Below are 18611 nucleotides of genomic sequence, written 5' to 3'. Positions count from 1 at the left end.
CAGCCCCCACGGGTCGGCGTGGGTTTGCACTACTCCGTTCGGGGGTAGTGGTTACCCGTGACGACCGAGAGCAAACCTGTCAAAGAGCCGCTGCCCGGTGATCCGAAGGTGGATCGACCAGGGCGGACGGACCGCGTGGTGTTCGGTGTCGCCGCAGTTGTCACCCTCGGGTTCGTCGCGTGGGGCATCCTCGGCACGGCATCGTTGGCCACGGCGTCGGGAACGGCCCTGAACTGGGTCATCGGCAACCTGGGCTGGGCGTTCGTGCTCAGCGCGTCGGGCTTCGTGCTGTTCGCCCTGTGGCTCGCGGTGAGCCGCTACGGCCGCATCCCGCTCGGCCGCGACGACGAGCCCCCGGAGTTCCGCACGATCTCGTGGGTCGCGATGATGTTCAGCGCGGGCATGGGCATCGGGCTGATGTTCTACGGCGTGAACGAGCCGCTGTCGCACTTCGTGAAGCCGCCGCCCGGCACCGTCGAGGGCGCCTCCGACCAGGCGTTGCAGACCGCGATGGCCACCACGCTGTTCCACTGGACGCTGCACCCGTGGGCGATCTACGCCGTCGTCGGCCTGGCCATCGCCTACGGCAGCTTCCGCCGCGGTCGCAGCCAGCTGATCAGCGCGGCGTTCGCCCCGCTGCTGGGCAGGCGGCGCGCCGAGGGGCCCGCCGGTCGCGCGATCGACGTGCTGGCGATCTTCGCCACCCTCTTCGGCTCGGCCACCTCGCTCGGCCTCGGCGCGCTCCAGATCGGCAGCGGGTTGCAGGTCGCGGGCTGGCTCGGCGAGGTCGGCAACGGCATCGTGGTCGGCGTCATCGCCGTGCTGACCATGGCGTTCGTCGCGTCGGCCGTGTCCGGCGTGGCCAAGGGCATCCAGTGGCTGTCGAACATCAACATGGTGCTGGCCGTGGTGCTGGCCGCGTTCGTGTTCGTGGTCGGGCCGACGGTGTTCGTGCTGAACCTCGTGCCCACCGCGATCGGCGACTACTTCCGCGACCTGGCCGACATGGCGGGCCGCACCGCCGCGTCCGGCGGCGACGCCACCGAGACGTGGCTGTCCGGCTGGACGATCTTCTACTGGGCGTGGTGGATCTCGTGGACGCCGTTCGTCGGCATGTTCATCGCCCGCATCAGCCGCGGTCGCACGATCCGGCAGTTCGTGGCCGGCGTGATCGGCGTGCCCAGCCTGGTGAGCCTGGGGTGGTTCTGCGTGTTCGGCGGCACGGCGATCTTCGTGCAGCGGTCCGGCACGGACCTCGCGGGCACGGCCTCCCCGGAGGGCCAGCTGTTCGGGCTGCTCGACCAGTTCCCGCTGGCCTCCGTCGCCGGGGTGGTGGTGATGCTGCTGGTGGCGATCTTCTTCGTGTCCGGCGCGGACGCCGCGTCCGTGGTGATGGGCACGCTGTCGCAGCGCGGCTCGATCCGGCCGTCGAAGCCCGTGGTGGTGTTCTGGGGCGTGCTCACCGGTCTGGTCGCGGCGGTGATGCTCCTGATCGGCGGGACGAGCGCGCTGACCGGCCTGCAGAACCTCACGATCATCGCCGCGCTGCCGTTCATGGTCGTCATGGTGGGACTGTGCGCGTCGCTGGCCCGTGACCTGCGCAGCGACCCGCTGATCCGGCGCGAGGAACGGGTCGCCGAGGTGATGGAGGAGGTCACCGCGCACTTCGACCCGGCAGACCCCGACCCGGAGGAGACCGCCTACCGGACCGTGGAGGAACTCACACGCCGAGGCGTTTGAGCAGGTCGGCTTCCATCGCGTCGAGGTCGACCGAGACCGCGCGGTGCGCCGCCCTGCGCCGCGGGGGGGGGGGCCCCGCGGGGCCCCCCCCCCCCCCCCCCCCCCGCGCCCCGCCGCTCAGCGGTGCGGGCATCCGCTCGGACGCCCGCACCGCGGCCAGCAGCTGCGCCAGGCGCTTCTCGGTGTCCTGGACGTAGGTCGGTTCGGTGTCGCGGAGCTGGGCCAGCGCGTCGGCGAACCCGGCGATCCGGGCGTGCAGGCGCGCGCCCTTGCCCGAGTACCTGGTCAGCTGGTCGACCGGCACGCCGAGCCGTCCGGCCCGGTAGTGGTCGTAGCGGTCGCTCAGCAGCGCCGCGGCGCGGGCCGCGACCGGCGCCATCACCGGGATCAACGTCGGCGCCAGCACCTTGGCCACGCCGACGAGGTTCTTCACCCGGCCCGGGGTGAACCCCTTGCCCTTCTCGCGCGCCATGGCCGCACCTCCTGTGCCTGACCCTAGAGCCGTTCCGGCAAAAGATCGACTCGACTCCGCGAGGTTGCCGGTACAACAGCGCACCCGGCGTCATACGCTGCACCGGTGACTTCCCAGGTGCAGCTCGACGCCGGCGTGGTCACTCGTTGCCGGCGGCGGGTGCACCTCGAACACGATCCGACCATGCGTGACGTGCCCAAACTGCCGCCGGACCCGACCGGGCAGCAGCGCAAGGCCGACGCGAACGACCACCGGCGCGCGGTCGCGACCGCGCTGGGCCGGGTCGTCGGGTCCGACCTGATGGAAATTCCGCAGGACGTGCCGTCGGCCGACCGCGAGCGCGTCACCGCCGCCGCGATGCAGGCCGGTGTGCCGTACATCTGGGGCGCGGCGCTGCCCCGCGACCCGCTGGGCGGTCGGCGCGGCGGCATCGACCTGCTGGTCAAGGAGACGACCGGGTACGTGCCGGTGCTCGTGGTCCGCCACAAGGTCAGCGACCCGGGTCAGGGCGCGCGCACGTCACCCCTGTCGCACCCGCTGCCGGGCGGCGCGCGGGTCGACCCGCTGCGCAAGGTCCGGCCCCAGCCGCGCGACCAGCTCCGGCTGGCGCACGCGCAGCGGCAGCTCCAGGCGTCCGGCTTCGCCGCGCGGGGCCGGGCGACCGGCGGCGTGATCGGCATGGACGCCGACGTCGTCGTGTGGCACGACCTGGAAGCGCCGACGTGGCCCGGCGGCAAGAACGCCCTCGCCGAGTACGACACCCGGTTCGCCGACCGGCTGGCCGTGGCGTCCGCCGCCGCCACCGGCGCCGACCCGCAGGCCCGCCCGACCCGGATCGTGGAGTGCCGCAGCTGCCCGTGGTGGCCGGTGTGCGAGACCGACCTGAAGACCGCGCGCGACGTCAGCCTCGTGGTGCGCGGCGAGGACGCCGTGGCGCTGCGCAAGGTCGGCGTCCACACGGTCGACGAGCTGGCCGCGCTCGACCCGGACGAGCAGGTCGTCCCCCTGGTCGGGATGCTGTACTCGGACGCGGTGATCCTCGCCCGCGCCTGGCTGCGCGACCTCACCGTGGTGCGCCGCGTGTCCCGGATGGAGGTGCCGCGCGCCGACGTCGAGGTCGACGTGGACATGGAGAGCTTCGGCGACCTCGGCGCGTACATGTGGGGCTGCTGGCTGTCCGGGCAGGACGTCGGCGAGGAGCACGGCTACCGCGCGTTCGCCACCTGGGACCCGCTGCCGTGCGCGGACGAGGCCCGGTCGTTCGCCGAGTTCTGGGGCTGGTTGACGGGCGTGCGGCTGCGCGCCCGCGCACGTGGCCTGTCGTTCAAGGCCTACTGCTACAACGAGCTCGCGGAGAACCGCTGGCTGCTCGGGTCGGCCGAGCGGTTCAAGGGGCAGCCCGGCATCCCCACCGTGGCGCAGGTGCGGGAGTTCATCACGTCCGACTCGTGGGTCGACCTGTTCGGCATCGTGCAGGACCAGTTCCTGTGCGCGCACGGCAAGGGCCTGAAGACCATCGCGCCGGTCGCCGGCTTCCGCTGGCGCGACCCGGAGGCGGGCGGCGAGAACTCGATGCGCTGGTACCGCGACGCCGTCGGCATGGACGGCCGGCCGCCGGACCCCGCCCAGCGCCGCCGGCTGCTGGAGTACAACGAGGACGACGTCCGCGCCACCCACACCCTGAGGCTGTGGATGACGTCGGACGCCATGGACGACCTGCCGTTCGCGGGCGATCTCTGACTGTGTTGGATCGCGCCGCCTCCGGCGTCGCCCTACCGGACCACCACGCGAGGTCGCGTCGATCGTTCGTGACTCATTTCCCGGCGATCACGCTTTTCGATCGTCGGGAAATCAGGCGCGAGCGGCCGACTTCCGGGCGACCGAGCCGCCGTCTGCGGAGCAGCGGCCATGTCACCGCGGTGCCATCCGCAGTGCGCCGTCCATGCGGATGACCTCGCCGTTCAGGTAGTCGTGCTCGACGATCGACACGGCCAGCTGCGCGTACTCCTCCGGCAGCGCCAGCCGCTTCGGGAACGGCACGCCCGCCGCCAGGCCCGCCCGGAACTCGTCCGACACGGTCGCCAGCATCGGCGTGTCCACGATGCCCGGCGCGATCGTCATCACCCGCACGCCCACCGACGACAGGTCGCGCGCGGCGGGCAGCGTCATCCCGACCACGGCGGCCTTCGACGCCGCGTACGCCACCTGCCCGATCTGCCCGTCGAACGCCGCGATCGACGCCGTGTTGATCACCACGCCCCGCTGGCCGTGCTCCAGCGGCTCGGTCTTGCCCATCGCCGCCGCCGCCAGCCGCAGCACGTTGAACGTGCCGACCAGGTTGACGTCGATGACCTTCCGGTACAGGTCGAGCGGGTGGGGGCCGGACTTGCCGACCGTCCGCGTCGACGGGCCGATGCCCGCGCAGTTCACCACGACCCGCAGCGGCGAGCCGGAGCCGGCGGCCGTGTCGACGGCGGCCTGGACGTCCTCCTCCGAGGTCACGTCCGCCGCCAGGTAGGTGACGCCCTCGACGTCAGGGGCGCCGTCGGTAGAGAGGTCCAGCGCGAACACCGCCGCACCACGTGCCGCCAACGCCCGTGCGGTCGCGAGGCCAAGCCCGGACGCGCCGCCGGTGACGATCGCCGCGGTACCCGAGATCTCCATACATCCTCCTGTTTTCCGGACCAGGAGGTTAACGGTCGTTCAGCCCCCGGCGCTCGGAGAAGTGGAGCAATGCGACCAACGGCACGGCCGCCAGCACCGCCAACCCCACGAAGAGCAGGGAGAAGAGGACGAGTTCCATACCTACGACCTTGCCTTCGGCCAGGCGAAACCGCGTCCGCCGCGAGAGTGTTTCTCGGTACGCCTGGGGGATTACCCACCGTTCGGATCCTTCATGCGAAAGTGATCTTGCCGACGTCGAACGGGCGTTCGACAGTTGCCTCACGACCGGGATCCGGTCGAGGAGGTGTCCGGCGATGCGCCTGATCCAGGCCTGTCGGTTCGCCCTGCAACCCACTCGGTCTGGTCGACGGTGACCGGCGGCATGTGCGGCTACCTCGCATCGGTGTGGTGCGCACGCACGAGTCGACCCGGGAACCGGCCCGGCGGGTCGAGGCCGGCACCGCTCGTATCCGCTCAGCCACGGTCACCCGTCAGGGTGAGCGCTGGTTCTGCTCGTTCTCCGTCGAGGTCGACCGCGCGGACCCGGGGCGGGCCCGATCGTCTTCAGCGGTCGGTGTCGATCTCGGTGTCACCTCGCTCGCGGTGTTGTCGACCGGTGAGGTCATCGCCAATCCGAAGTACCTCGAGGCGGCTCGACGACAGCTGCGCAGCGCCACGCGGGCAACGGGTATCGCCACGGGAAGGTCCGCGTTCACACGGCGTGGATCAACGCCGACGCCGTGAGGCGTCGGCTGTCTGAGAGGAGCGCAGCGACTGCTGCGCATGCTTCAGACAACGGACTACCCAGCTCACTCTCCGCATACGCCTGGTGTTTGACCCACGGTCAACTTCGGGTGCCACCGTCATACCCATGTTCGTCCGGCGGATCGCGGTCGTGGGAACGGGTTACGTGGGCCTGACGACGGGGGCGTGCCTCGCCTCCCTCGGGCATCGGGTCGTGTGCGCCGACGTGGACGCGCTCAAGGTGGCGCGGCTGCGCGCCGGGCAGGTCGACATCCTCGAACCGGACCTCGCCGACCTGGTCGCGGCGGGCCAGTCGGCCGGACGGCTCGCGTTCGTGGAGGGCGCGCGGCACGCCGTCGGTGACGCCGAGGTGGTGTTCCTGTGCCTGCCGACGCCCATGGGCGCGGGCGGCGCGGCCGACCTCGGCGCGGTCGAGGCGGTGGCCCGGGAGATCCGCGACGTCCTGCCGTACGGCGCGGTCGTGGTGTGCAAGTCCACCGTTCCGGTCGGCACGTCGACCAGGGTCGCGGCCCTGCTCGGGCGGGAGGACGTCGCCGTCGTCTCCAACCCGGAGTTCCTGCGCGAGGGCAGTGCCGTGCGCGACTTCCTGCACCCCGACCGGATCGTGGTCGGCTCGGACTCGCCGCAGGCCGCCGAACGCGTCGGCGCGCTGTTCACCAGGCTCGGCGCGCCCACCGTGCTCATGGACGCGGCCAGCGCCGAGATGGTCAAGTACGCGGCCAACTGCTTCCTGGCGATGAAGCTGTCCTACGTCAACGCGGTCGCCGAGCTGTGCGAGCTCGTCGGCGCGGACGTCACCTCCGTCACCGAGGGCATGGGCTACGACAAGCGCATCGGCCAGTCGTTCCTCAAGCCGGGCCCCGGCTGGGGCGGCTCGTGCCTGCCCAAGGACACGCACGCCATGGTGCGCATCGCCGATGCCGTCGGCGTCGACTTCTCGCTGGTCCAGGCCACCATCGAGACGAACGCGCGGCAGCAGCGGCGGGTGGTGGAGAAGCTGCGCGGCGCCATCGGGCCGCTGGCCGGCGCGCGCATCGGCGTGCTGGGGCTGGCGTTCAAGGCGGGCACCAACGACCTGCGCGACTCGCCCGCGCTGGCGGTGGCCGAGCTGCTCGCGTTCGAGGGCGCGGAGCTGGTCGCGCACGACCCGGAGATCAGCCGGCCCTTGGTGGGGATGACCGTGGTCGACTCGCCGTACGCGGCGGTGCGCGACGCCGACGCGGTCGTGCTGCTGACCGAGTGGCCGGAGTTCCGCGCGCTGGACTGGGCGCTGGTGGCGTCGGTGATGTCCGGTTCGACCGTGCTCGACACGCGCAACCACCTCGACCCTGATGCGTTGGCGCGGGCGGGGCTCGTGCTGCACGGGCTGGGGCGTGAGCTGCGGGTGCCCGACCAGGCGATGTGAGCGTGGTTCGGGTTCAGCTGATCTTCAGGACACGGTCTCGTTAGCAGGGGTAACAAAATGCGGTGAGCCGACGTAGGTTGTCGAAATGTTCACCACGCGTCCTGAACTCGTCGGCACGCACGGAATGGTCGCGTCCACGCACTGGCTCGCCTCCGGCGCGGGCATGGCCGTCCTGGAGGACGGCGGCAACGCCTTCGACGCGGCCGTCGCGGTCGGCTTCGTGCTGCAAGTGGTGGAACCGCACCTCAACGGTCCCGGCGGCGAGGTGCCCGTGGTGTTCGCCGCCGCCGGCGAGACCTCGCCGCGCGTGCTGTGCGGCCAGGGCGTGGCGCCGGCCGGTGCGACGATCCCGCACTACGCGGGCCTGGGCCTGGACCTCGTGCCGGGCAGCGGGCTGCTCGCGGCCACCGTGCCGGGCGCGTGGGACGGCTGGCTGACGCTGCTGCGCGACTACGGGACCAAGTCGCTGCGCGACGTGCTGGGGTACGCGATCGGGTACGCGCGGGACGGGTTCCCGCTGCTGGAACGGGCGGCGTCCACCATCTCGACGGTCTCCGACCTGTTCCGGGACCACTGGACGTCGTCGGCGGCGCTGTGGCTGCCCGGCGGCAAGCCGCCGCAGGCCGGCGCGCGGTTCCGCAACACCAAGCTCGCGGACACGTGGGAGTGGCTGCTGGCCGCCGCCGAGGCCGCCGGGTCGGACCGGGAGGCACAGCTCGAGGCGGCGCGGCGGGCGTGGTCGCAGGGGTTCGTGGCCGCGCAGGTGGACGAGTTCTTCCGCATCGCGCACCGCGACGACTCGGGCGCCGACCACGCCGGCGTGCTGACCGGCGAGGACATGGCGTCGTGGGAGGCGTCGTACGAGGACCCCGTGTCGGTGGACTTCGGCTCGTGGAGCGTGGTGAAGCCGGGGGCGTGGACCCAGGGGCCCGTGCTGTTGCAGCAGTTGCTGCTGCTGGAGGGCTTCGCGGACCGGTTGTCCTATGTGGACGGCGTGCCGTCGGCGGAGACCGTGCACCTGGCGGTGGAGTGCGCGAAGCTGGCGTTCGCCGATCGCGAGGCCTGGTACGGGGACAGCGGCGACGTGCCGCTGGACGTCCTGCTGTCGAGGGAGTACGCGCACCAGCGCCGGCAGCTCGTCGCCGATCACGCGTCACTCGACCTGCGACCCGGTTCCCCTGGTCGGCTCGAGGCACGTCTTCCCGGGCACGTTGCGCGTGGCCCGCGCGTCGTGACCGGACCGGACGGCGGCGGCGCGATCGGCGAACCCACGGTGTCGAGCGTGGGCACGGTCAAGGGCGACACGGTCCACGTGGACGTGGTCGACCGCTGGGGGAACATCGTGTCGGCCACCCCGTCCGGCGGGTGGTTGCAGTCCTCGCCGACCATCCCGTCGCTCGGGTTCTGCCTCGGCACCCGGGCGCAGATGTTCTGGCTGGACGAGGGCCTGCCGAACTCCCTGGCGCCCGGCAAGCGCCCGCGGATCACCCTCTCCCCGAGCCTGGCCCTGCGCGACGGCCTGCCCGCGATGGCCTTCGGCACCCCCGGCGGCGACCAGCAGGACCAGTGGCAGCTGGGGTTCTGGCTCGCGCACACTGCGGGCGGGATGAACCTCCAGGAGGCCATCGACTCGCCGATGTGGCACACCAACGCGTTCCCGAGCTCGTTCTACCCGCGGTCGTGGACGCCCGGCGAGGTCGTGGTCGAGTCGCGGATCGGCGAGGGCGCGATGTCGGAGCTGCGCGAACGCGGTCACGCGGTGCTCGACGCCGGCCCGTGGACGCTGGGCCGGATGTCGGCCGTGGCCCGGGATTCGCGCGACGGCCTGCTGCGTGCGGCTGCCAACCCGCGCGGCGCGCAGGGCTACGCCGTCGGCCGCTGAACGGCGGCTCGGTGTTCGGGTGGTTGGAACGGCCCCGGCCCGAGGGGGAGGGGGCCGGGACCGCTCCGGCTCGAGGTGGGCGTCGGCGTGCCCGGGTGGCGCGTCAGCGGCCGAGGCTGAGCCTCAGGTCGAGCGGCCCGCCGGCGCCGTTGCCCAGGAGCAGGGGACCGGTGACGATCGGGCCGGCCGGGTTCGAGAGGTCGACCCGGATCGCGTCGCCGACGTTCGCGATCTCGCCCAGTTCGGCGTCGACGTCGGGCCGCGTCTCCGCACCGAGGTCGTGCTCGGCGTGCGCGGTGCCGCCCAGGCCGAGCATGACGGCCGTGCTGCCGAGGGTGACCGCGGCCCCGGCGATGGTCTTCCTGAGGTTCATGGGCGGGAAAGTGTCGCAACCCGGGTGTCCGGTTCAAGCCCGCTAACTCCGGCGGGTGGATTACTTCACCCGGTCCAGCGGAGTCCGGCCCACCGCAACAACGGGAACAACTCCAACTGCGTGGAGGTCTCGCCGGCGGGCGTCGCGGCGCGGGTGCGGGACTCGAAGAACCCGGCCGGGCCGACCGTGACGTTGCCCGACTGGCAGGGTTTCCTGGAGGCGGTCGAGTGCGGGAAGTTCACGGCCTGATCGACCGCCATGGTGATGTAGAACAGTTTGTTCTACAGTGTGGGCATGAGCGAGCCGTCGACCATTGGCGTCCGTGAGTTGAACCAACGCACCAGCGCCGTCCTCAAGCGCGTCCAAGGCGGTGAGCGGATTACGGTCACCGAGCACGGCAAGCCGGTCGCGTACCTCGTCCCCGTTCAACCGGGCACCGACCTGCTCGACAGCCTGGTCGCCGCCGGTCAGGCCACCGCACCGACCCGCACCGGCCCGGTTGTCATGCCACCTGATTGGGGAGACGCTGGGGTGGACGTTGCAGCCGAGCTCGTCGCCGCCCGCGATGAGGAGCGCTGGTGATCTACCTCGACTCGTCCGCGCTGGTCAAGCTGGTGCGCCGAGAAGCGGGCACAGCCGAGCTCTTCGACTGGCTCAACGTGGACGACCGGGTCGGTGTCCGGCGTGTCTCCTCGGCGTTGGCCGAGGTCGAGTTGTCCCGGGCCTTGCGACGTTCCTCACCCCAAGCGTTGGTCCACGTGCCCATCGTGTTGTCCGATCTGTACCTGATGGACATCACGCGCGTGGTGCGTCAGACCGCAGCGTCCTATGACGATCCGCTGCTGCGTTCGCTGGACGCGATCCACCTCGCCACCGCCCAAGTGTTGGCCGGCGGACTCGACGCGTTCGTCACCTACGACAAGCGGCTGCTCGAAGCCGCCGCCGGGATGGGTCTGCCTGTGGCGGCACCGGGCTCCTTCGACGGCTGATGTACGACCGCTGACGTACGGGTATGAGCCGCCTGTGACACGACGCTGACCTCCGCCTTCCTCCCGTACCGTCATCGGCATGGCGTGGCTGGCGTGGGTCTGGTTCGCGGCGACGTTCGCGCCGCTCATCTGGCGCAAGCGCTTCCCCGTCGCCGTCATCGCGGTCACCGGGGTGTCGACCTGGCTGTACTACGTCACCGGCCACTGGGGTCCGCTGATCGCCGCACCCGCCATCGCCGTGCTCTCCCTGCGCCGCACCCGCGTCCTCGAACAGCGGAGCCGCCAGGTGGAAGAAGAACGGTTGCGCATCGCGCGCGAGGTGCACGACGTCGTCGCGCACAGCCTCGCCATGATCAACGTGCAGGCCGGGGTCGCCGCGCACGTCGCCGACCGCCGCCCCGAAGAGGCGGTCAAGGCGCTCAAGGCGATCAAGGAGGCCAGCGGTCACGCGTTGGACGACCTGCGCGCCACCCTCGGCGTGCTGCGGACCGGTGAGGGCACGACGCCGGCGCCCAGCCTCGACCGGCTCGACGAGCTGGTCCGGCCGGTGCCGGTGGCGAAGGTCGTCGGCACGCCGGGGACGTTGCCCGCACCCGTCGACGCCGCCGCGTACCGGGTCGTGCAGGAGGCGCTGACCAACGCGATGCGGTACGCGCCGGACGCGTCCGAGATCGTCATCTCGTTCGAGCACACCGAGGACGCCCTGGTCCTCACCGTCACCGACGACGGCGCGACCCGGGGCGAGCAGGCGCCGCAGGGCGCGGGCACCGGCATCCGCGGCATGCGGGAACGGGTCGAAGCGCTCGGCGGCACGTTGGACGCGGGACCCTCGGCCGAGGGCTTCACCGTCAAGGCGGTCCTACCGTGGGAGGTTCGTGGTGATCAGGGTGGTGCTGGCCGACGACCAGGCGTTGGTGCGCGCGGGTTTCCGCCTGCTGCTCGACACCGAGGACGGGTTCGAGGTCGTCGGCGAGGCCGGTGACGGCGCGGAGGCGGTCCGGCGGGCGCACGAGCACCGGCCGGACGTCGTGGTGATGGACATCCGGATGCCCGGCACCGACGGCCTGGCCGCCACGCGGCAGATCTGCGCCGAGCTGCCGGACGTGAAGGTGCTCGTGCTGACGACCTTCAACGTGGACGAGTACGTGTTCGAGGCGTTGCGGAGCGGCGCGTCGGGCTTCCTGCTCAAGGACACCGACCCGGTCGAGCTGCTGCACGCCCTCACCGTGGTCGCGGAGGGTGAGGCGCTCCTCTCACCGAGTGTCACCCGGAAGTTGATTGAGGAGTTCGCGAACCGGCCCGAGCACCGCCGTCCGGACCCGAAGGCGCTGCACGTGCTGACCGCTCGGGAGCGGGAGATCCTCGCGCTCGTCGCCGCCGGGATGTCGAACGAGGAGATCGCCGAACACCTCGTGATCAGTCCGGCGACGTCGCGCACGCACGTGAGCCGGGTGATGACCAAACTGGGCGCGCGGGACCGCGCACAACTTGTCGTGCTCGCCTACGAATCAGGTTTGGTGTCACCGCGCCGAGGGTGAATATTCATTGTTGGGAACGCGCGGGGTGCACATAGACCACCCCCGAAACTTCTGCGTAAAACGCTAAAAAATCACGGACAGTGACCGAAACGCCGATACCCGCCGCATTGTGTGTGCGGCGGGTGACGTTAACGGAAGATGTCTAGGCGATAGCGCCGGGCGGCAGGTTGAGCTTGAACGGCAGCGTGGTCACGACCGCGAGGTCGGACGCCGTCTTGTTCATCAGCGTCGGCGCGTTGCGCGAGCCGGGCTCGGGCAGGTCGAGCAGCCGGTCGACGGCCTCCACCAGCGGTCCCTCGTAAATCCAGACGGCCTGGGCGGCGCGCTGGCTGTCCCGGACGGCCGGGAGCCTGCCCGCGCGGGCCTCGGTCTCCGACCAGAACAGGATCGAGTCGATGAACCCTCTGCGCTGCTTGAACGCCATGATGCGGTCGAGCTGTCCGTCCTCGTCCCGGAGGTGGAGGAACTGGAACCCGCTTTCGCGCAGCTCGATGACCTTACTCAGTGCGAGATCCATGACGCACCTACCTCTGTTCTGAGGTCCCCTAGCAGGCACAGGTCGTACGACCCGAAATGATCGTACGGCAAGTGGACAAGCCGCCATAGGGACTAGGCCGGCGGGGCGGTCTCAATACGGGTTCGCCCACCTTCGGATTTCGATACGGATCGCAGGACCCGAACGGTTCGCACTAAAAACGCCAGCGCCCCAGAGGTGACCAGGATCACAGTGGGCCACATACGATCCTCCGCCGAGTGAGGTGTCCTGTCACCCGAAGAGACGTCTGCCATGGGCGCGGGGTTGCACGAGCAACAGTTCTTGAATCCCCTCCTTGAGGTGAACCACGAACAGGTGATCTGCCCGCCGGCTACGCTGTCCGGCGTGAGCACCGACCCGCCCAAGAGCCTCCCGGCGGTGCCGGAGTCGTTGCTCCCCCGCGAGCACGCCCTCTACCGGCCTCGGCACAGCAGTCGCCAGCGCACCGCGCTCACCCTCGCGATCCTCTTCTTCTGCGCGCCCGCCCTGCTGCTGGTCGTCGGCGTGCGGCCGGCGGAGTTCGAGAACCGCAAGCTCGCCGAGTTCCCGTCGATCACCGACGGCTGGGGCTTCTTCACCGGGCTCAACGCGTGGGCGAGCGACCACGTGCCGCTGCGCGACAAGGCCGTGGCCGCCGCGAACGGCATCAGCCGCGGCCTCTTCGGCGAGGCGCCGGACCTCGACCGGCGGCAGGACGTCGTCGGCCCGGTGCCGACACCGCCGAAGGACCCGTCCGCGGACCGGCCCGACCCGACGGCGTTCGTCGACGTGATCGAGGGCAAGGACGACTGGCTGTTCCTCGGCGCGGACGTCGAGGGCGCGTGCGACCCGGTGATGCCGGTCGCCGAGGTGCACGCCCGGCTGTCGCGCCTGCGTGCCGCGGTCGAAGCGTCGGGGCGCAGGTTCCTGCTGGTCGTCGCGCCGAACAAGAGCACGATGGTGCCCGGGTTCCTGCCGTCGAAGTTCTACGGCAAGGACTGCTTCAACAAGGCGCGCGACGAGTTCTGGCAGGGGATCGGCAAGACGGGGGCGCTCGACCTGCGGTCGCGGATCGAGCAGACCGCCGAGCTGACCAAGCGCCTGCCCTACCCGAAGTACGACAGCCACTGGACCCACGAGGGCAGCCTCGTGATGGCCCGCGTCATCACCGACACCGTCAAGCCGGGCACGTCCAAGGACTGGAAGGTCGAGCCGACGAAGGTGGTCGACCGCGAGGGCGACCTCGCGCCGCTGCTGGGCCGGACCTCGACCGACCCGGTCCAGTCCTACGACCTCGCGCCCGACGGCCGCACGGTGCGCAACCACGAGATCCCGCTCGACCCCAAGCCGCAGCGGTTCACGCAGGCGCCGTCGAAGGGCGTGGCGACGGCCAAGGTGGGGCTGCTCGGCGACTCGTTCGCCTACTACGCGGCGCAGTACCTGGTGGCCTGCTTCACCGACTTGACGATGGTGCACGTCGAACGCCTCACCCACAACGCGCGCGAGGTCGCCCGCGCCCTCGCGGAGACCGACGTCGTGGTGCTGGAAGCCGCCGAGCGGCTCCTCGTCAGCGGGCTGGACCCGGTGCTCGAACCGCAGGCCATCGACATCATCGCCGAGGAGCTGGCCAAGAACCCCCGTTAGCGGTGGTGGCCGTTCTCCTTGGCGTGGTTGGCGAGCAGGGACGCCACCGTCACCGACGGGCTGCTGTCCTCGCGCAGCCGACGGCGCCGGGGCGCTTCGTCGGTTTCGGGGTCCTCGGCCGGCCAGACCGCTGCGGGCAGGTACTGGGTGGCGTCCTCGACCGGCGGGGGCGCGGGCACCGGACGCGGGGCGGGTGGGCGCGGCGGGGGTGGTGCGGGTGTGCGCTGGGCCGGCGTGCCGCGCGGGGGTGTGCCGTTGACCGGTGAGCCGTTGACCGGTGAGCCGTTGACCGGAACACCGCGGGGCGGCGTGCCGTTGACGGGCGTCCCCCGGGGTGGGGTGCCCGGAGCCGGTGCGCCGTTGGGGGCGGCGGTTCGCGGTGGCGTGCCGTTGACGGGCGTGGCGCGCGGCGGCGTGCCGTTGACCGGTGCGCCGTTGAGGGGAGTGCCGCGTGGTGGCGTGCCGGGGACCGGTGCGCCGTTGACGGGCATACCGCGTGGTGGCGTGCGCGGAGGTGGGGTGCGCTGGAGCGGTGTGCGCTGGGGTGGTGGCGTGCGCAGGCGGATCGGCCGGATCACCACCGTCGGGTCTTCCCGCACGGGCTCGGGTTCGTCCGGCTCCTCGGACTCCTCCGGCCACTCGGCGTCCTCGGCGTCGTCGAACTCGTCCTCGAACTCGTCCTCGAACTCGTCGTCCTCGAGTTCCGCCGCCTCCGACTCCACCTCCGGCTCGGGCTCCGGCTTGGGCGCGGGTTTGCGGGACAGCTTCCGGGCCAGCGCGTGGCTCGGCTTCTCCACGAACCGGTAGCTCACCTCGACCACGCCGAACGTCAGCGCCACCGCGAGCGGGATCGCCAGCCACAGCGGCACGGCCGGCCGCATCAGGTCCAGCGACACGAACGCCACGAGACCGTGCAGCAGGTAGATCGAGTAGCTGCGCTCCGAGAGCGCGATCCAGATCCTGCGCTCCTTGAGCCGCGACTCCGCGAAGTACCCGACCATGAAGAACAGCAGCGCGAACGCGAGCGCGAGGTTGTAGGAGGTGTCGAGCCGGCCGAGCTTCAGGTGCTCGGCGAGCACGTACAGCGACCACGCGATGCCGACGTACACCCCGCCCAGCCACAGCGGCACGCGCTTGCTCGTGGTCGCCCAGATGATCTGGCCGATGATCGGGATGGGCAGGTACGACACGTTCACCGCGAACAGCGCCCACGACGCGCCGAACTCGCGGGCGCTCATCATCACCACGAACACGAACGTCAGCTGCGCGCCGATGGCGAGCCACGTCCAGCGCCGCATCACCGGCAGCAGCAGCACCAGCAGGATGTAGAAGACGACCTCGACGACCAGCGTCCACGCGACGCCGACCATCACCACCTGCGGCACGATCAGGTAGTTGATCACCAGCGAGTTGGTGATGATCGTCCACCAGGTGATCACCGGCTCTTTCGCGCCGATCAGCGTCTGCGCGCCGAGCAGGATCACCGCGGCGGTCAGCAGCACCACGAACGTCATCGGGATGTAGACGCGGACCAACCGGTTGAGGCCGAACCGCCGCTGCCCCTGGCGCAACGCGATCGGCGTCACCACGAATCCGCTGACCAGGAAGAAGAACGGCACCGCGATCTGGCCGATGCCCTGCAACCCCATGTGCATCGGGTCGCTGGTGAGCGCGTCGATGAAGTCGACGCCCGGCGTCGGCCCGACCTCGCGCTTGGCGACCCACTGCTCGGCGACGTGGCTGTAGAAGACGAGCAGCGCGGCCAGCCCGCGTCCGATGTCGATGAACGCGATGCGAACCTTCGGCGGTGCCGTCTGACCGTCCAGGGGTCCGCCCCTTCCCCGTCGCCGCCGCCTCCCCGCCGTCCAGCATGGTAACGGAAGGCTCTCGATCAGACGGCGGATCGTGACTATCCCGAGCGGCCGGTAACGCTGCCCCGCCGTTCCCAACGGCGGACCGCCCGGTCGGCGGGCATCTCGACCCATCGGTGAAGCGCTTCGGCCGCCAACGCGGTCGTCGCCAGGCCGAGCACCGCGACCAGCGTCGGGTCGAGGTGGGGCATCAGGGCGTCGTACAAGGGGTACATCGCGCTGAGGTGGATCAGGTAGATCGCGTACGTCCGCTTGGACCAACCGCGGATGAACGGCGACCGGCTCACCGGACCGCTCGCGGCCACCAGCAGCACGGTCAGCAGCACGGCGAACAGCAGCGTGCGCGGCACCGAGCCGCCCTGGTCGGTGTGGCCGCCGACCTTGTCCACCCAGACGAACAGGGTGAAGTGCACCGCGCCGATGGCGGTGCCCGCGACCGGGTGCACCTTGCCGGAGTGCACCAGCGAGATCAGCTGCCCCAGCACCAGCACCGGCAGGTACGCGGCGAACTGGCCGATCCCGTGGCCGACCATGGTCGGGAAGTGATCGGTGATCAGCAGCGTGGTGAAGCACAGCGGCGCGGCGGCCAGCGGCGGGATCCAGGCGCGCTTGCGCAGCACGGGGATGGTCAGCGCCACGTAGCAGTAGAAGACGACCTGCACCTGGAGCGTCCACGTCACCGCGACCAGCGCCACCTGGGGCGTCTGGAAGAAGTTGACCAGGAACAGGCCGCTGAGCAGGTCGCCGACGTCCAGGTTCGACTCGCGGGCCGACGACACCCGCCGGCCGAGGTTGATCAGGACCCACACGATGAGCGTGACGACCCAGAGCAGCGGGATGAGCCGCACGACGCGGCGGCGCAGGAACTGCAACGGTCGCTCGCGGTTCGCCACGTGCGTCACCACCACGCCGCTGACGACGAGGAACAGCGCGACGCCGAGGAACGACAGGCGCGGGTTGAGGTGCAGCGTCTCGACGACGCCGCGCTCGACCGCCGCCGCCAGCCAGAACTCGCGGTCGTTCAACGTGAACCAGGCGATCAGGTGCGTGAGCACGACCGCGCAGGACGCGACGACCCGCAGCAGGTCGAGGCCGTGCAGGTACCCGGCGCTCTTGGGGATGACCTCGGTCCGTTCCAGCGTGCCCGCCGTCATGCCACCTTCTCCGAACCCCGGTGCAACGCCTCCGCGGCCCCTCCCGCGCACACCGTGCCGAGCAGCAGCGCGAGCAGCAGCGGAACGCCGTTCGCCAGCACGCCGGTCACCGCGTAGCCGACGACCGGGACGGACGCGTACAGCGGCACGGCCCGGCTGCTCAGCCAGCGCACCGGCCGCGTCGACGCCAACGCCGCGCCGCGCGGCAGCGCGATCAGGAACAGCAGCAGCGCCAGCACGCCGCCCAACGGGTGCCAGTACCCGGCCAGGTCCGGCGCCATCCCGTCGGCCAGCACCAGCACCACCACGGCGAGCAGGCCGAGCCCGACGCCGCGCGCCGCGGTCAGCCGTCCCGCGCGCACCTGCCACGCCACCTGGCCGAGCGCGGTCAACGGCAGGAGCGCGCCGACCAGGCCGAGCAGGCGCAGCACGTCCGGACCCCCGGCGCCGGCGGCCCAGCCGCCTGCCATCACCAGCACGCAGGTGATCTCCAACTGCACCAGCACCGCGAGCCACGGCGCGCCGCGCTCCACCGGCCGGAGCGCGAGCACGAGCAGCCCCGCCAACGCCGCCGCCGCGACCGGTGTCGTCACCGCGGCGTCGGTCAACGGCTCGGCGCCGACCAGCGACAGCAGCGCGCCCACCAGCACCGCGCACACCACCGCGGGCACGACCCGGCGCAGCAGCCGGACCGCCACCGACCACCGGTCGACGCCCGCCACCGCGTACCCGGCCGCCAGGAGGAGCAGGGCGACGCCGAGGAAGCCGAAGTCCTCGCCGATCCCGGTCGGCTGGTTGACCCAGCTTCGGATCACCACGACCAGCTCGGAGTCGTGGCCGTGCCGGTTGGGCCACAGGCCGAACAGGTGGCTGTAGGCGATCAGGCACACGGCGGTCGCGGTCACCACGCGCACACCGGGCAGGGTCGTGCCGCCGGTCTCGACGGGCGTCAGGGTCTCAGCCATCGGCGGGCAGCACCTGCAACTGCATGGCCAGCAAGCGCCCGAACTCGGAGGTGAGGTCGAACGACCTGGCGTTCAACTCGACCCGCACCAGCAGGTCCCGGTGCACGTAGTAGCCGCGCGCGGTCGGTCGCGGCGCGGGCTGGACGTCGAGGTCCCGGATCACCCGCGTCACCCTGGTGACGCCGTGCTCGGGCGGTACCCGCTCCAGGCCGAACTCCAGCTGCAGCTCGTCCAGCCGGTCGGCGGCCCGCAGCGCGGCGTCCCGGTCGGCCATCCGGATCACGGCGACGAGCACCCGGCCCTCGGGCCGCTTCGACGACACGGTCATCCGCGCCGCGCCCGCGCCCTCCTCCTCGTAGACCGCGACCTCGGCCGGGTTGAGGAACTCGAGCCTGAGCATGTCCGGGAACGCGCGCACGTAGTCGTAGGACTCGGTGCCCGAGTCGAAGTCCGCCAGCGCCAGCGGATCGGCGGCCAGCCGGCCCGCTTCGCCGGTCGGCGGCACGTTGCGCGCGCTGGCCGGCAGCGGCTGCCCGCCCCACAGGCCCCACGCGCCGAAGGCGACGGCCGCGAGCAGGCCGACCACCGACAACGCGCCGAGCGTGGACGTGCGCGTCCGAACCTCACCCACTCGG

19 protein-coding genes are annotated in these 18611 nt (G+C 71.4%); 11 read left to right on the top strand and 8 right to left on the bottom strand.

Features of this window, described 5'->3' with window-relative positions:
• Positions 1-90: 90 nt before the first annotated feature.
• Positions 91-1740, top strand: coding sequence for a BCCT family transporter (locus LNK82_RS25115; protein ID WP_268997029.1), 1650 nt, complete (start codon positions 91-93; stop codon positions 1738-1740).
• On the opposite strand, the gene LNK82_RS25110 is transcribed toward LNK82_RS25115, so the two are convergent.
• A complete protein-coding gene (locus LNK82_RS25110) occupies positions 1721-2212 on the bottom strand; it encodes a DUF6474 family protein (RefSeq protein WP_230569449.1) in 492 nt (163 codons plus the stop codon). The two genes, LNK82_RS25115 and LNK82_RS25110, sit on opposite strands and share 20 nt — an antisense overlap.
• Positions 2213-2317: 105 nt before the next feature.
• Between LNK82_RS25110 and LNK82_RS25105 the strand changes: the two genes are divergently transcribed.
• Positions 2318-3952: a TM0106 family RecB-like putative nuclease gene (locus tag LNK82_RS25105; protein ID WP_230569448.1), complete on the top strand. Its 1635-nt coding sequence runs from the start codon at positions 2318-2320 to the stop codon at positions 3950-3952.
• A gap of 171 nt (positions 3953-4123) precedes the next feature.
• On the opposite strand, the gene LNK82_RS25100 is transcribed toward LNK82_RS25105, so the two are convergent.
• Positions 4124-4876 (bottom strand): SDR family NAD(P)-dependent oxidoreductase, encoded by a 753-nt coding sequence (locus tag LNK82_RS25100; protein ID WP_230569447.1) that lies wholly within the window; start codon positions 4874-4876, stop codon positions 4124-4126.
• A gap of 408 nt (positions 4877-5284) precedes the next feature.
• Between LNK82_RS25100 and LNK82_RS25095 the strand changes: the two genes are divergently transcribed.
• From LNK82_RS25095 to LNK82_RS25085, 3 genes are all read left to right on the top strand, one after another.
• Positions 5285-5620 carry a transposase gene (locus tag LNK82_RS25095; RefSeq protein ID WP_230569446.1) on the top strand — a complete coding sequence of 112 codons (336 nt, stop codon included), beginning with the start codon at positions 5285-5287 and terminating at the stop codon, positions 5618-5620.
• Between the two features lie 127 nt (positions 5621-5747).
• Positions 5748-7046, top strand: a complete 1299-nt coding sequence (locus LNK82_RS25090; RefSeq protein ID WP_230569445.1) for a UDP-glucose dehydrogenase family protein — start codon at positions 5748-5750, stop codon at positions 7044-7046.
• Positions 7047-7131: 85 nt separating this feature from the next.
• Positions 7132-8928, top strand: a complete 1797-nt coding sequence (locus tag LNK82_RS25085; protein ID WP_230569444.1) for a gamma-glutamyltransferase family protein — start codon at positions 7132-7134, stop codon at positions 8926-8928.
• A gap of 103 nt (positions 8929-9031) precedes the next feature.
• Here LNK82_RS25085 and LNK82_RS25080 read toward each other — a convergent pair whose 3' ends face one another.
• Positions 9032-9301: a hypothetical protein gene (locus LNK82_RS25080; RefSeq protein ID WP_230569443.1), complete on the bottom strand. Its 270-nt coding sequence runs from the start codon at positions 9299-9301 to the stop codon at positions 9032-9034.
• Between LNK82_RS25080 and LNK82_RS47870 the strand changes: the two genes are divergently transcribed.
• The 5 genes from LNK82_RS47870 to LNK82_RS25055 all read left to right on the top strand — a co-directional run bounded on the left by LNK82_RS47870 (position 9209) and on the right by LNK82_RS25055 (position 11828).
• A complete protein-coding gene (locus LNK82_RS47870; protein ID WP_308257264.1) occupies positions 9209-9550 on the top strand; it encodes a DUF397 domain-containing protein in 342 nt (113 codons plus the stop codon). The two genes, LNK82_RS25080 and LNK82_RS47870, sit on opposite strands and share 93 nt — an antisense overlap.
• 45 nt (positions 9551-9595) lie before the next feature.
• Complete coding sequence (locus LNK82_RS25070) at positions 9596-9883, top strand: type II toxin-antitoxin system Phd/YefM family antitoxin (protein ID WP_230569442.1); 288 nt, start codon at positions 9596-9598, stop codon at positions 9881-9883.
• The gene (locus LNK82_RS25065; protein ID WP_230569441.1) at positions 9880-10290 is read left to right on the top strand and encodes a type II toxin-antitoxin system VapC family toxin; all 411 of its coding nucleotides are present in this window, start codon (positions 9880-9882) and stop codon (positions 10288-10290) included. Before LNK82_RS25070 ends, LNK82_RS25065 begins: the two co-directional genes overlap by 4 nt.
• Before the next feature lie 79 nt (positions 10291-10369).
• On the top strand, positions 10370-11272 hold the full coding sequence (locus tag LNK82_RS25060) for a sensor histidine kinase (RefSeq protein ID WP_230569440.1): 903 nt from the start codon (positions 10370-10372) through the stop codon (positions 11270-11272).
• Entirely contained in the window at positions 11169-11828 is a 660-nt protein-coding gene (locus LNK82_RS25055) for a response regulator transcription factor (protein WP_230569519.1), read from the top strand. Before LNK82_RS25060 ends, LNK82_RS25055 begins: the two co-directional genes overlap by 104 nt.
• A gap of 142 nt (positions 11829-11970) precedes the next feature.
• On the opposite strand, the gene LNK82_RS25050 is transcribed toward LNK82_RS25055, so the two are convergent.
• A complete protein-coding gene (locus LNK82_RS25050; protein ID WP_230569439.1) occupies positions 11971-12345 on the bottom strand; it encodes a hypothetical protein in 375 nt (124 codons plus the stop codon).
• Between the two features lie 363 nt (positions 12346-12708).
• On the opposite strand from LNK82_RS25050, the gene LNK82_RS25045 reads away from it, so the two are divergent.
• Positions 12709-13986: an alginate O-acetyltransferase AlgX-related protein gene (locus LNK82_RS25045; RefSeq protein WP_230569438.1), complete on the top strand. Its 1278-nt coding sequence runs from the start codon at positions 12709-12711 to the stop codon at positions 13984-13986.
• Here LNK82_RS25045 and LNK82_RS25040 read toward each other — a convergent pair.
• Genes LNK82_RS25040 through LNK82_RS25025 form a run of 4 tightly spaced genes read right to left on the bottom strand, consistent with a single transcriptional unit; the run spans position 13983 to position 18607 of the window.
• The gene (locus LNK82_RS25040) at positions 13983-15971 is read right to left on the bottom strand and encodes an acyltransferase family protein (RefSeq protein ID WP_230569437.1); all 1989 of its coding nucleotides are present in this window, start codon (positions 15969-15971) and stop codon (positions 13983-13985) included. The two genes, LNK82_RS25045 and LNK82_RS25040, sit on opposite strands and share 4 nt — an antisense overlap.
• The gene (locus LNK82_RS25035; protein WP_230569436.1) at positions 15896-17011 is read right to left on the bottom strand and encodes an acyltransferase family protein; all 1116 of its coding nucleotides are present in this window, start codon (positions 17009-17011) and stop codon (positions 15896-15898) included. Before LNK82_RS25035 ends, LNK82_RS25040 begins: the two co-directional genes overlap by 76 nt.
• Complete coding sequence (locus tag LNK82_RS25030) at positions 17008-17976, bottom strand: hypothetical protein (RefSeq protein WP_230569435.1); 969 nt, start codon at positions 17974-17976, stop codon at positions 17008-17010. The genes LNK82_RS25035 and LNK82_RS25030 overlap by 4 nt, the downstream gene beginning before the upstream one ends.
• A complete protein-coding gene (locus tag LNK82_RS25025) occupies positions 17969-18607 on the bottom strand; it encodes a hypothetical protein (RefSeq protein WP_230569434.1) in 639 nt (212 codons plus the stop codon). The genes LNK82_RS25030 and LNK82_RS25025 overlap by 8 nt, the downstream gene beginning before the upstream one ends.
• Between the last annotated feature and the right edge of the window lie 4 nt (positions 18608-18611).

The organism is Saccharothrix luteola, assembly GCF_020859565.1.
GTDB lineage: Bacteria > Actinomycetota > Actinomycetes > Mycobacteriales > Pseudonocardiaceae > Actinosynnema > Actinosynnema luteola.
This window is presented reverse-complemented; position numbering and strand designations above follow the sequence as displayed.